General features: G+C 52.2%; 10 protein-coding genes. All 10 read right to left on the minus strand.

From position 1 onward, the window contains the following. Positions 1 to 54: 54 nt before the first annotated feature. A complete protein-coding gene (gene mmsB, locus ACX1DY_RS19090; protein WP_458965786.1) occupies positions 55 to 1218 on the minus strand; it encodes a multiple monosaccharide ABC transporter permease in 1164 nt (387 codons plus the stop codon). A gap of 5 nt (positions 1219 to 1223) precedes the next feature. Continuing rightward, a complete protein-coding gene (gene mmsA / locus ACX1DY_RS19095; protein ID WP_458965787.1) occupies positions 1224 to 2753 on the minus strand; it encodes a multiple monosaccharide ABC transporter ATP-binding protein in 1530 nt (509 codons plus the stop codon). 109 nt (positions 2754 to 2862) lie between these two features. Continuing rightward, the gene (gene chvE, locus ACX1DY_RS19100) at positions 2863 to 3960 is read right to left on the minus strand and encodes a multiple monosaccharide ABC transporter substrate-binding protein (protein ID WP_458965788.1); all 1098 of its coding nucleotides are present in this window, start codon (positions 3958 to 3960) and stop codon (positions 2863 to 2865) included. Positions 3961 to 4189: 229 nt separating this feature from the next. Then, the gene (locus ACX1DY_RS19105) at positions 4190 to 5407 is read right to left on the minus strand and encodes a response regulator transcription factor (protein WP_458965789.1); all 1218 of its coding nucleotides are present in this window, start codon (positions 5405 to 5407) and stop codon (positions 4190 to 4192) included. Positions 5408 to 5432: 25 nt separating this feature from the next. Next, a complete protein-coding gene (locus ACX1DY_RS19110; RefSeq protein WP_458965790.1) occupies positions 5433 to 7295 on the minus strand; it encodes a cache domain-containing sensor histidine kinase in 1863 nt (620 codons plus the stop codon). Positions 7296 to 7319: 24 nt separating this feature from the next. After that, a complete protein-coding gene (locus ACX1DY_RS19115) occupies positions 7320 to 8333 on the minus strand; it encodes a substrate-binding domain-containing protein (RefSeq protein WP_458965791.1) in 1014 nt (337 codons plus the stop codon). Between the two features lie 256 nt (positions 8334 to 8589). Further along, entirely contained in the window at positions 8590 to 10329 is a 1740-nt protein-coding gene (locus ACX1DY_RS19120; protein ID WP_458965792.1) for an LTA synthase family protein, read from the minus strand. A 208-nt stretch (positions 10330 to 10537) separates the two neighbouring features. Continuing rightward, positions 10538 to 11527: an aldose epimerase family protein gene (locus tag ACX1DY_RS19125; protein WP_458965793.1), complete on the minus strand. Its 990-nt coding sequence runs from the start codon at positions 11525 to 11527 to the stop codon at positions 10538 to 10540. Between the two features lie 83 nt (positions 11528 to 11610). Further along, positions 11611 to 12333 carry an MgtC/SapB family protein gene (locus tag ACX1DY_RS19130; protein ID WP_458965794.1) on the minus strand — a complete coding sequence of 241 codons (723 nt, stop codon included), beginning with the start codon at positions 12331 to 12333 and terminating at the stop codon, positions 11611 to 11613. A 423-nt stretch (positions 12334 to 12756) separates the two neighbouring features. After that, positions 12757 to 13791 (minus strand): glycoside hydrolase family 88/105 protein, encoded by a 1035-nt coding sequence (locus tag ACX1DY_RS19135; protein ID WP_458965795.1) that lies wholly within the window; start codon positions 13789 to 13791, stop codon positions 12757 to 12759. Between the last annotated feature and the right edge of the window lie 4 nt (positions 13792 to 13795).

The raw sequence follows: 13795 nt of genomic DNA on the forward strand, positions 1-13795 counted from the left end.
ACCTACAAGAGCGGTCCTTCATTTCTGTCTATTTACTTTATAGATTAAGCACGCTTACGCTGTCTTCGACTTGTTGTAAATATCAAAGCCTACCGCCAGCAGCAGCACCAGCCCCTTGATGCCCTGCTGCCAATCGACACCGAGGCCGACGAGCGACATACCGTTGTTCATTACGCCCATAACCAGGCCGCCGATGATGGCTCCGACCACCGTTCCAATCCCGCCGGAAGCGGAGGCGCCGCCGATGAAGCAGGCTGCGATGGCGTCCAGCTCGAAGTTGGTTCCGGCTTTTGGAGTTGCAGAGTTCAGACGGGCCGCAAAGACCAGACCGGACAAGGCGGCGAGTACGCCCATATTGACGAAAACCCAGAAGGTGACGCGTTTGGTTTTGACGCCGGAGAGGCTGGCTGCTTTCTCGTTGCCGCCCAGTGCATAGATGTGCCGTCCCATCGTCATGCGATTCATCACAAAGGAGTAAATAACAATCAGAACCATCAGGATGACCAGAATGTTCGGAATCCCGTTATATTGGGACAGCACGAAGGTGAACAGGTTGATGACGATTACCAATGCAGCCGCTTTAGTGATGGACAGCCATACAGGTGATTGGTCGAAGCCGTATTTCGCAGAGGTTTTACGGTTTTTGAATTCCTGATAGACAACAAGGACTGAGAGAATAACGCCCACAACCAGAGTCAGCCCGTTCAGCGAGCTACCGCTGAGGAAATCCGGGATGAAGCCCGAGCTGATTTTCTGAAAGGATTTTGGAAAAGGAGCGATAGACTGGCCGTTCAGCACAATCATCGTCAGACCGCGGAACAGCAGCATGCCCGCCAGGGTTACGATAAATGCGGGAATTTTGATATAAGCGACCCAGAAGCCCTGCCATGCACCAACGAGTGCCCCCATCAGCAACGAGAGAATAACGGCCAGCACCGGATTCATGTGCATATCCACCATCATGATTGCCGACAGCGCGCCGATAAAAGCGGCCACCGAACCGACCGAAAGATCAATATGACCGGTAATAATGACCAGTACCATACCGATAGCCAGCACCAGGATGTAGCTGTTCTGCAGGATGAGATTCGTAATATTCAGCGGCTTGAGCAGAATGCCGTCCGTAAGAATTTGAAAGAAAATCGAGATGAAGATCAAAGCAATGATCATGCCGTATTGGCGGATGTTCTTTTTAAAAATATCGTTTATGGCTCCCATCGGTGTTACCCCCTGCTTCGTGTCATATATTTCATCAGTAGCTCCTGCGTTGCATCCTCACGCTCCACCTCGCCGCTGATGCGGCCTTCGCACATCGTGTATATCCGGTCGCACATTCCGATAATCTCCGGCAGCTCGGACGAGATGACCAGCACCCCTTTGCCTTCTGCCGCAAGTCCGTTAATGATCGAGTAAATTTCATATTTGGCTCCCACATCAATACCGCGTGTAGGTTCATCCAGAATGAGGATGTCCGGCTGGGCGTAGATCCATTTGCTGAGGACCACCTTTTGCTGATTGCCGCCGCTGAGATTGACTGTCTTCTGCAAAATACTCGGTGTTTTGATATTCAGCTTCTTGCGGTATTCCTCTGCGACCAGCACTTCCTCGTTCTCATTGATCACACCTCGGCGGGACAGCTTCTTCAGGCTGCTGAGCGAGATGTTCCGCTTAATATCGTCAATCAGGATTAATCCATAGTGCTTGCGGTCTTCGGTCACATAGGCGAGTCCGTTGTCAATGGCCTTGTTGATGTCATTCAGATGAACCTCTTTGCCGTGCATATAGATCTGGCCGCTGATCCGTTTGCCGTACGATTTGCCGAAGACACTCATTGCCAGCTCCGTCCGTCCCGCACCCATCAGACCGGCGATGCCGACCACTTCCCCGCGGCGGATATGGAGATTGATCTTGTCCAGCATTTTGCGGTCGGTCTGTGTCGGGTGATATACCTCCCAGTCACGGATCTCAAAGATGGTCTCTCCAAGATTCGGTGTCCGCTCCGGGTACCGGTTCGTCAGATCGCGTCCAACCATGCCCTTGATAATGACATCCTCCGTCACCGCATCAAGCTTCATATCCAGAGTGCGGATCGTCTGCCCGTCACGTAGGATCGTCACAGAATCCGCTACCTTCTCGATTTCGTTCAATTTGTGTGAAATGATAATGGAGGCGATTCCGCGTTTCTTCAGCTCTAAAATCAAAGCAAGCAGATTCTCGCTATCATCCTCGTTCAGCGCCGCTGTCGGTTCGTCAAGGATGAGCAGCTTCACCTCTTTGGACAGCGCCTTAGCGATCTCCACAAGCTGCTGCTTGCCGACGCCTATCGTTGATACCTGGGTAAACGGCGATTCGCTTAGGCCGACGGTCTGCAGCAGCTCCTTGGTTTTCACCGTCGTTTCATTCCAGTTGATTACCCCGCGCTTCGCTTGCTCATTGCCGAGGAAAATATTCTCCGAAATCGACAAATACGGAATCAGCGCCAGCTCCTGATGGATAATGACAATGCCCAGGCCCTCACTGTCCTTAATGTCCTTGAATTGGCATACCTCGCCACCAAACAAAATATCCCCTTCATACGTTCCATGCGGATAAACCCCGCTCAGCACCTTCATCAAAGTGGATTTACCCGCCCCGTTCTCTCCGCAGAGCGCGTGAATCTCGCCGGCTTTGACCTGCAGGTTCACGTTCGATAGCGCTTTGACTCCGGGGAAGGTCTTCGTTATTCCCTTCATTTCCAAAATAATCTCACTCATTTGCCTCTCACCCAGCTTTCGTTGTGACTGTAGAAGCGGCGGCGGCTGGCAGCCCCCGTACAAGGACTGCCGCCGCATCTTCCGCCTCCGCTATAAGGATTACAGCCGGTTATTTGCCGAGCTGATCTTTGGTATAATAGCCGCTATCCACAAGCACTTTGTCTACATTGCTGGCATCTACAGAGACCGGCTCCAGCAGGTAGGAAGGTACGATTTTAACCCCATTGTCGTAGGTCTTCGTATCGTTGACTTCAGCCTTAGTTCCTTTCAGCACGCTTTCCGTCATTTCTACCGCTTTTTTAGCCAGCTCGCGGGTATCCTTGAATACAGTCTGCGTTTGTTCGCCGGCCAGAATGGATTTGACCGAAGCCAGCTCTGCGTCCTGTCCGGTTACAATCGGAAGCTTCTTGTCTCCCGAACCGTAGCCTACACCTTTAAGAGAGGACAGAATCCCGATGCTGATGCCATCGTAAGGAGAAAGAACGGCATCAAGGTTGTCGCTGGCATAGTTTGCACTCAGCAGGTTATCCATCCGGGCTTGAGCGGCTGCACCGTCCCACCGTAGAGTAGCAACTTGATCCATCGTTGTCTGTTTACTGCGCACGACCAGCTTGCCGGAATCAATGTAAGGCTTCAGGATGGACATCGCACCGTCAAAGAAGAAATAGGCGTTGTTGTCATCCGGTGAACCGCCGAACAGCTCGATGTTAAACGGCCCCTTGCCTTCCTTCAGGCCCAGCTTTTGTTCAATGTAGGAGCCTTGCAGCACCCCAACCTTGAAATTGTCGAAGGTGGCGTAGTAATCGACATATTCACTTTTTTTGATCAGCCGGTCATAAGCGATGACTTTAACGCCTGCATCATGTGCTTTTTGCAGCACATCTGTCAGCGCCTCGCCGTCAATTGAAGCGATTACAATAGCCTTTACGCCTTTGGTGATCATATTCTCAATCTGTGATACCTGATTCTCAACTACGTCTTCCGCATATTGCAGATCCGTACCATAACCCAGCTTCTCGAATTCTTTTACCATGTTGTTGCCATCGTTCACCCAGCGCTCCGAGGACTTGGTTGGCATGGCGATCCCTACCTTGCCGTTCGTGCCTTCCGAGCTTCCGCCCGCGCCGTTGCCGCCGCTGTTGTTGCCGCAAGCCGCTAAAATCAATACAAGTGCCAGTGTCAACATCATCCATGAATATTTTTTCATATGTGCACTACCCCCTGAACTGTTCTGTTGTCCTTAGCGGATACCTTCCGCTTGACAAGTTGAGTATAGCAAGGGGGACAGGGAGGCGTATTTACACTCAGGCTACTGTTTTTATAAAAAAACAACCTTTGTCAGCGTTTTCATTTAGAAAATGAATAAAGCCGCGCTCCTCAGGATAAGGAACGCGGCTCCAGCCGAAACGGTATTTATTGGTTTTTTTATTGGATGCTCAAGTTAAGTCCTCTTCGCTCCGCAGCACGCCTTTACGGAATTGCAGGGGAGAGACGCCGGTTTGCTTCTTAAACGCAGTGCTGAAATAATGCTGGGTTTCGTAGCCTGTGCGCTCGGCCACCTCAAGAATGCTCAGCTCTGTCGAGTGGAGCAGCTGCGCTGCTTTGCGGATGCGGATTTGCGTCAGGTAGGTTCCGAAGGATTCGCCCAGCTCCTGCTTGAACAACCGGCTAAGATAGACCGGCGAAGCCTGAAGGCTGCCGGCTATGGATTCCAGGGTAAGCCCGTATTCACCGTAGTGCTCCAGCATATACTGCCTGGCTCTGCGGACCAAAGGCGACAGCGGCTGCTCCTGCGAAAGGGCCGTTCTGCATTTGCGATAGGCCGCAGCCAGCCCGGTAATATCACCTTGTACGGCCTGTGTTGCCACTTGGGCAGCGATTTTGAGGTTGCTCCGCACCACCGCTTCAGCCCCGGCCAGCACCTTCTCTCCCGCAGCATCCCAGAGCAGAATGATGATCTGGCCGGCGGCATCGCGAAAAACGGCCTTGGGATAATCCTGCAGCAGCTCCGAGACGATATTCTCAATCGCGAACAGAAACAACTGCCGCTCCTTCTCCTTCAGTCCTGACGGATGGGCTTCCCATCTCCAGCGGATGATGCCGATCAGCTCCGGCCGCTCCTCTGGCAATTGCAGGAAACGCAGCTGCTCTCTGATTTCGCTCTGGCTTAAGCTGCCTTCCAGCCACTCCTGGCAGAAGCGTTCCCGCAGCAGCGGAAAGTTCTTGAGAATCTGACGGGAGGCCTGCTGCAGATGCTGGCTTTTTTGCTGCTCAAGCTGCAGCTCATCCCTGACACCGCGCAGCACCTGCATGAGCTGCTTCGGCTCTGCGGGCTTGAGAATGTAATCATTCACCTGCAGGCGGATCGACTCCTGGGCATACGAGAACTCATCATGTCCGGTGATCACGATGATTTTGCAGTGCGGCAGGTGCTCTCTCAGCTTCTTCATCAGCTCGATGCCATGCATGATCGGCATATTCAGATCGACCAGCGCAATATGCACTTCATTGCGGATAGCCAGCTCCAGAGCCTCTTCGCCGTCCTCCGCTTCCGCCACCACCTGCATGCCAAGCTCTTCCCAATCCACACATTGTCTAATGCCGTCACGGATAATCGCTTCGTCATCGGCAATCAATACCTTCCAGTCATCCATGCGCTCAAGGTTCCTCCAATTCTCATTAATCATCCGGATAGCTGCTGCGGACCACCGGATGGCGGACAGTCACTACCGTTCCTGCGCCCTGTTCACTTTCAATGCTGAGTCCGTAAGGCTCGCCGTAAGTGAGTCTGATCCGGGCCTGCACATTCAGGATGCCATACCCGCTCCCCGCGCTGCCCGGCAAGGGCTGCTCCGTTTCAGCGGTATCGAAGGCTGTGCTCCCCACTGCCTCCAAACGCTGCTGCAGCATGACAAGGCGCTCATGTGGCATACCTGCTCCGTCATCGCGAACGGTTAAGATCAGATCGCCTTCCCGCTGGGTCACCTCGATGGCAAGCTGTCCGGGACCGCGCCGCTCCTTGATTCCGTGATAAATTGCATTTTCCACAATCGGCTGCAGGAGCAGCTTCAGCACATACAGCTCCTGTAGCTGAGGTTCTACATGAATACTGTAATTCAACTTGCTGCTGTAGCGGACATGCTGGATTTTCAGATAGCTTACGATATGCTCCAGTTCATCGGAGAGTGGAACAAGATCACTGCCCTTGCTGAGACCCAGCCGGAACAGCTTGGAGAGAGATTGCACCACCTCGGCAATATCCTCCGCCCCTTTGCTACGGGCCATCCAGTGTATAGTATCCAAGGTATTGTACAGAAAATGCGGCTTGATATGCGCCTGCAGACTGCGCAGCTCCGCCTCCCGCTTCTGCCGCGCCTGCAGCTCCGTCAAGGCAAGCAGCCGGGAAATCTGAGCGAGCATGGTGTTGAAGCTGCGGCCGAGCAGGCCGATTTCGTCAGAGCGGTTGCCCCAGTAGCGAATCGTCAAATCCCCCGACTGCGCCTTGCTCATGAAGGAGGCAAGCTGTCCAATCGGACGGGAAATGGAATAGGCCAGATAGAACGAAGCGGTCATGCCCAGCAAGCAGACAACAAATACGAAGGTGACGACATTAAAGGTAATCTCCCGCACCCCAAAGGCTGACTCTTCCATCGGGAACACGCCCAGGGTCGTCCAGCCCGTAAAGGATGAGGTTCTGTAGATCAACTGCAAATCACGGCCGTCTACCCGCTCTGAAGTAATGCCTGAGGTTCCGGTGAACAGGCCTGCAGGGATGTTTTTCATAAAAGGATGCTGTGGCGCATAGATCAGTTCTCCCCGTTCATCGAACACTGTCAGGTAGCCGGTTTTGCCCAGTGTAACGTCCTTGGCCGTTTCAGCAATGACACGCAGCTTCAGATCCACGAGCACAACCCCCTGAACGACTTGTGTCTCTGGATCAATAATCGCCCGGACGGCTGACACAACCTCGCTCTCCTTGTATTCCACATGTGACATGACCGCGCGGCCGTAGGGATGCCCTACAATTTTGAAAATTCCTTTATTGGATACGGCTTCCTTGTACCACTTCTCGCTAGTCAGACGCGTACCGGGGCGGGTATACATTTCGTTGCTGATGAAATCTCCATCCCGGTTAACGAGCATGATCCCGGCAATCTCGGAGCTGAGTGTTGTAAAGCCCTGAAGAAACTTGCGGATGTTATATTCTGCTGACTCCCCTTTGACTCCCGTGCCTGCGGCTTGTGCCGGATTCTTCATCGTGCCCTTCAGAAACGCCTGAACCCCCGGGTCAAAGGAGATCAGATAGGTGATTTTCTGCAGATTCTCTGCATCATTCTCCAGCGCCGAGTTGACCTTGCCGATCAGTTGCATCGTATTCTCGTTGCTCTGCTGCTCCACAATACGGTCAACGGTCCAGCCAATCAGCAGCCCGAGCCCGATCGACGGCAGAATACTGATCAGCAGAAAATGGATAATCAGCTTATAACGGATCGGCAAATTGTTGAACTTCAGCTTCTCCACGGTCAGGCTGCCTCTTCGCATCCGCATTTCCTCCTCTGCAGCAGCCTATTTGGCATAGTAGTTGTCCACATTGGCCCGGGTGACCACGTCGATTCCGGTATCCACCGTATCCGGCACGGGCAGCGGCTTGTTCCCGAGATATGCATTCGGATTCTCGGCCAGATTACGGTGCAATTGGAACAGCTCCATTAAAGACCAATAGCCCATATTCCAGGTTCCCTGCGCCATCGTTGCCGCGATCTTCCCTTCCTTCACCAGATCAAGCGTGCCTTTATCCGTGTCGAAGCTGATAATCTTCAGTGTTGACATGCTGCCCTGCTGCGCTTCCACCGCTTCAGCCACACCGATCCCGCCATTCGACTCTGTGGCAAAAATCCCCGCAAGCTGCGGATACTGGGTCAAAAGCTGCTCCGCCGCTTTCCGGGAAGCGACTTGGTCACCACGGCCATCCTTCACCGCCACCAGCTTCATCCACGGAAATTCGCTGCGGATGGTGTAGCTGAATCCTTCAGTCCGTTCCTGATGATTATGCTGGTCAGGGGTTGTAATAATCGCGACCTCGCCTTTGCCTCCGGTAAGCTCGGCCATCTTCCGCGCCGCCTCGACCCCTGCATTGTAATTATCTGTGCCAAGGAACGAATAGGCTTTGCTGTTCGGCGCCCCCGAGTCAAAGAGCACCACCGGAATGCCGCTCTCCACCGCCTTGTTGATGGTAGCCGTAAGCAGCTTGGAATTTACTGCTGATATCGCGATGCCGGCGGGTTTCTTGGCAATGACCTGCTCCAGCACCGTCATCTGCTCACTCGCGTTATGCTGCGTCGAGCCGTGATATTCTACGGAGACGTTCAACTCCTCTGCCGCATCCTCGAAGCCCTTCAGCACGCTTTTCCAGTAATCAATGCCGATCTGAAACGTAACCATCACGTATTTGTCTGCGATATTGCCGCGCAGTCCGGTTGTTTCCCACGGGTCTGCGGGTTTGCTCTGCAGCTTGTAGTTCAGCACATAAATCAGGAAAATGCCAATCAGCAGCACATAGACAAGCCACAGCTTTTTCACAGGTGTAACCCCTTTCAAAATAAACTAGGATGAGATAAAAAAGCAGGATCGCTTATAACAAAGGATCACTGCTTTTTTATATTAAATCTTTGGTTCCTGGCCGTCTATAACAATATATTTACGGTTCTTCTATCCTGAAATAACGATGTTCGAACAGAGGACATTGTTATGGAAGCCTCGAATTTGGCGAAGCCAAATTGAGGGTCTTCTATGAAATTTCATCGTCTGGAGTACCGCGAAAGAGCGGCATGGCTGTCTAATACATCAATTCTGCGGCGTAGCCTTCTCCCTCCAGCAGATCATACTCCACCATACGGTAGTCATCCAGCAGCGCCTGCTGGTCAGCAGTCAGCCCGGAGAGCACACCGGAAGCGCCGATCAGCACGTTTTTACTCAGGCCGGGAAGCTCTGTCTGAATCTGCTCCAGCATTTTATAGTAAGGTGTCAGCGGCTGGCCCGACAGCTTAAATACGGTAGGTCCAAGATAAGCGGGGCTGATCGTGCCCAGCGGCTTCTTGCCGATATCAAAATTAGCGAGAATCATCAGCTTAGTCTCATGTTTAAGTCTCGGCTCCTTATCCCAGCCCGCATCCGTATAGATTCCCTCCGACAGCGCCGGAAGATGATCCCCCCAGAACACAGCAATCGTTGGCCGCTTAATCGTCTTCAGCTCCTGCTGCAAAAGGCTAAGCGCCTCATCGGTCAGCTTGGTGTCCTGAACATAGGTTTCAAGCTCATCTTTCCGGTCCTCCGGTCCTCCTTGTACGGTAATGGTATTGGGACCATTCAGACCTTTGGTAAAGGGAAAATGATTCTGCATCGTTACCAAATGCAAAAAGGTCGGGTTATCCGATGCCTTCAGTTCACTGATGGCCTCCTGCACAGCGGCTTTGTCGGAGATGTAACCATTCGGTGTCATCCGCTCGGCATCCGGCAGATCCTTCTCGCTCGTGAACCGGTCAAAGCCAAGCACTGGATAGACCCGGTTGCGGTTGTAGAACGTATCGTCGAACGGATGCAGCGCAAGCGTCTGGTAGCCCCGCTCCTTCAGGATGCTGACGATGGATGGCAGCGAGGACATTTTGACAATCCGCTGCTGGTAAGGAATCGAGCCGTCCCCCAGAAAATACATCGACAGCCCCGTCAACGCCTCAAATTCAATATTCGCCGTATTGCCGCCGAACTCAGGCGAGAGCAGGAATCCGGCTGGCGTGACACTCTCTTGCTGGTGAATAAACTTTAGCGGATCTTCGCTGAATTCAAGGCACGGCAGCCGGGTAGGATCAAAGAACGCCTCATCCATCATGAACATGATATTCGGCTGCTCCGCCGGCGCTTTTGCAGACGCTGCATCCGGCAAGACGCTGTATTTTGCAGCAATGTCTTCTATAGTCTTGCGGCTGTAGCCCTCAGGCTTCTCTAGCAGGTTCTGGCGCAGATTCCCGGCAAAAGCAAACACAAAGCCATTTTCCGAGTAATTCACCTTCTGGTTCCAGAAAATATTCTGGTAATTCAGCGAGGAGGCGAACGTTGCCTGCCCGCTGACCAATAGAATAAAGCCGGCAATCATACCAGCGGAAACGGCTGTAAACAAGAGTCGCAGCGGCAGTTGAATTTTGACTTTGGGCAGCTTGACGATTAGCCAGATCCCTCCGGCGACCAGCAGAGCCGCAAGGCCAATGGCCAGCGGAGAGATCATGCCTTTGGTGATTTTGCTCATTTCAGAGGCATTTTTCAGCAGCATCAAATCCCAGGGGAATAGCGGCTCCCCCGTCGTGTGCTGTTTCTTGTAGTTGGCAATGCCCAGCAAAAGGATCAGTACTGAAGCAAGCGCCGGCCCCGCATAGATATTGGGTAAAACCACCGAAAAGGCCAAAAGAATAAAGAAAAACAACAAGCTTCCACATGCATACAGCCAATAGGATTGCCCAATCCATGTAAATACACTCATGAAATCCATTTTAAGTGAAGCTGCCTGCATAAAAAAGTTCAGCACAAAACCTCCCAGCAGCAAGCTGAGAAGGAATATTCCTAATTTTTTGGAAGGTATAAAATGACGCAATGCAATCCACTCCTATCTGTCTAAACGAATAGTATACACCTCTTTTCTTAAAGGAGGCTTAAAAAGCGGCAGCAAAAAAACAGGGCGCAGAAAAAAATCTCTGCCCCCCGTATGCACCTGCTATCTATACGGATAGGATAAACTATTTCACGTACAAGCGGCCGGTTTCTTCCCAATATTCGCCTGGCGCGAGGCTGAATAGACCAATTTCTTCTGCAGGCAGATTCACCTTAGGTGCATTGACCAGATTGATCTGCGGCTCTGGGCAGAAGAAGCCTTCTGTTGCGCCGTTGTTCCAGATCATCCATTGCTTGTAGGAGGTTCCGACATCATATACAAGAGTAACTCCGGCTTTGCTGTCCGTAAGCTCCATGCGGTTGCGTCCATTCTGGGCCACAGCGGTGTAATGGTTGTCCATCGGCGCGTAGAAAGGATATAACCCTTCGTCACGCATTGCAACCTCATCGGCAGTAAGCTCCTGGAATGCGCCTGTCGGCAGCATGCGGTTATTAAGCTCCCAGCGTTTGCCAAGTGTCAGCTTCACGCGGTAATCCTGCGGCGAGCTTCCAGGTGCGAACGGTGCATTAATCGCCGTGTGGAAGGCGAGCAGGCAAGGCATAAGCTCCTCCCCATCATTATGCACCTGCAAGTGCTGGGACAAACCTCCTTCTCCCAGGCTGTAGCGCAGCTTGATCGTGTATTTGAATGGAAGGTACTGGTAAGACGGATGATTTTCATCCACTTTAACCGCTACAGTCACGAAGCTTTCATTCTTGCTGGCGCCGAATTCCTCAACCTGCCAAGCCGCTGTATGTAAGAACCCGTGCAGATGGTTGCCGGTTGCTGCTTCATTGACCGGGAGCTGATAGGTTTGTCCATTCCACGGAAATTTCCCATCCTCATAACGGTTCGGCGGAAACAATACCGGGATGCCATGAATCCCCGGATTAGCCTTAAACGCTTCCATCTCTTCCGCACCCGGCTCATGCAGGAAACGGTAACCGTTTTCGGTATCGCGGAAGCAGATCAGGTTGCCGCCGATTCCGGGCAGTACCGCTGCCTCATAACGGCCAGCTTTCAGCCAGATTGCCGCTTCTCCCTCGTATTGTCCTTCAAATGCTGTAATTGACATTAAATGTTTCTCCCTTCCATAATCTCAAAATGACTCTCTCCTAGATAGATTACCACATCTGCCCAGGAGGTAAAATGTCATTTTTACAGTTGTTCAACCTCCACGCTCATCACATGTTCGATTTTCTTCACATCATAGTAAATTTCTGTAACATATTCACGGTCAGGGGCAGAGATCAGCATTTCGATCACCTGTCTGCCATCCTCAAGATCCTTAATCGTCGTGCGCCGGATGATCCGTCCGTTTTTTTTCGATTTTCTGGAGTCTGCCGCCTGGCGCTGCTCAATTTTTTGAATCACGTCAGTCAGCACATAATTCGGCTGCATAATAATTCTGACGGAAATTTCATGCTTGTTCAGCACCTGCGGCCCCATAAGCTTGATCAAGTACGGTACGGCATTCACTGCGAACATCAGTAGTACGACAGCATAACCCGCTTCCACAAAAAAGCCCGCGCCGACCGCGATGCCGATCCCCGATGCTGTCCAGATCAGCGCCGCCGAGGTCAGGCCGGAAATGGCATCCCCGCCCCGGCGCAGGATCACTCCCGCTCCCAGGAACCCGATCCCGCTGACAATCTGCGCCGCCAGACGCATAGGGTCCATACTTGGATGATTCGTTCCTCCAAACTTGTCGTATGCGTGAATGGAGACGAGCGTCACCAGACAGCTCGCAATACTGATGACCATACTGGTCCGAATTCCCAGCGGCTTCTGTTTCAATTGGCGGTCGATGCCGATGAACAGCCCGAACAGCATGGCCACAAGCAGTTTAACAATTGATTCTGTGTGCAGATTAATATCCATAAGTGCCCTCGTTTCTAAGACAGATAGGAATAGTATACCTGAAAAATGCAGCAAATGTGCAGCCCTTTTCACAAACAGAAACGGCATCCCTGGTCTCCGCAGAGGCTTCTGTCGCTGGGAGCGGCACGAAACATGCAAGAGACGGAATCCGTTTCTTTAGGTGATATTCAGTTAAACTTTAGATTCCATACTGGGGTCTGGTCGTAACTGCGGGGAATGTTTGGACTTCCGGCCGCTGCCCGTCTGCAGATTTCTTGATTGTTACCGCTCTTCGCGGTGGAAATCCGCAGACAGCCTATGCTTTCGATGCCAGCTTTCCTACGGAAAGCTCTTAGGCGGACGCTACCGCTCCTACAGTTCCAAACTTCCCCTCCCTCTGCCCTTTTTATGTTTTCTTTAGTTCAAGTGATATAGAAGAAACCATTAACCAAATGGATTGCTTGTCGTCCGCAACACCTGGGAGAGATACGCTAGCGTCAGGCCTTGGCCCCACCCTTGAATCCTCTTCTTCGGCACTTGACGGTATCCGTCGATATCATTCATCACGGCTGTGCCCGCAGATACCTCGGTCACTGTGCCATCTTCCTTGATTCTGGACAAAATCCCCTGAAGGGCAAGCTGCGAGTATTTGTTATAGAGCCTGCCCTGCATCAGCACCGCAGTAGCAATCCCCGCCGATGCCGACATTTCCAAATAAGAGGTCTCATCATCAATTACGGTATGCCATAAGCCCTCAGGCGACTGTAGGCGGACAAGCGCCGCAAGCTGGTCGCGCAGCGAGCCTTCAATAATCATAAACGAGGGATGAGTGACCTCTACCAGCCGCAGCGCTTTGGCCATCGTTAATGCCGCCCAGGAATTGCCGCGTGCCCAGTAGATGCCCGACATATTATTCTGATTCACATGATCCCAGCCATGATAATACAGATTGGTATCGGAATTCTGCAGAAACTCCTCGTGCCCGTGGTACTGGACCAATCCATCTTCGATATATTCCCGGTTATCGAGCAGATAGCCCATGCGCAGCAGAAAATATCCGGCCATGAACATCGTATCCACCCAGGCCTGCTGAGGGAACACATGGCTCAGGGAATTCACTGTATGCTGGAAAATCCCTTGTGCGAAGCGCTCCGCCTTATGCCGCAGAAACTCGGCCATCTCTAAGGCGATGTCCAGATACTTCTGCTCCCCTGTAGCCTGATACAGCGTGATCAGACAGTGTCCGATGGACACGCCATTTACGGACAGCTTGGGCAGACCCTCGGCAATGTTGTCATCGACCCATGTCTTGAGCGCATGTAAATATTCTTCCTTGCCCGTTGCCTCATAGGCTTCGCATATTCCGTAAAAAGCGACGCCTCCCGGCCAATCCCAGGAGAAGTCCATGCGCAGGGTACGCTCCACCACACAGTCGATGGTGGCTTTGATTTGTTCTTCATCGTAGATAAAAGCTGGCATTCTT

It is taken from the genome of Paenibacillus sp. BAC0078, from assembly GCF_054483875.1.

Bases quoted from the DNA above. Each gene is read 5' to 3' on its own strand.
- mmsB (WP_458965786.1), bottom strand. From the start codon at position 1,218: ATGGGAGCCATAAACGATATTTTTAAAAAGAACATCCGCCAATACGGC.
- mmsA (WP_458965787.1), bottom strand. From the start codon at position 2,753: ATGAGTGAGATTATTTTGGAAATGAAGGGAATAACGAAGACCTTCCCC.
- chvE (WP_458965788.1), bottom strand. From the start codon at position 3,960: ATGAAAAAATATTCATGGATGATGTTGACACTGGCACTTGTATTGATT.
- ACX1DY_RS19105 (WP_458965789.1), bottom strand. From the start codon at position 5,407: ATGGATGACTGGAAGGTATTGATTGCCGATGACGAAGCGATTATCCGT.
- ACX1DY_RS19110 (WP_458965790.1), bottom strand. From the start codon at position 7,295: ATGCGAAGAGGCAGCCTGACCGTGGAGAAGCTGAAGTTCAACAATTTG.
- ACX1DY_RS19125 (WP_458965793.1), bottom strand. From the start codon at position 11,527: ATGTCAATTACAGCATTTGAAGGACAATACGAGGGAGAAGCGGCAATC.
- ACX1DY_RS19130 (WP_458965794.1), bottom strand. From the start codon at position 12,333: ATGGATATTAATCTGCACACAGAATCAATTGTTAAACTGCTTGTGGCC.
- ACX1DY_RS19135 (WP_458965795.1), bottom strand. From the start codon at position 13,791: ATGCCAGCTTTTATCTACGATGAAGAACAAATCAAAGCCACCATCGAC.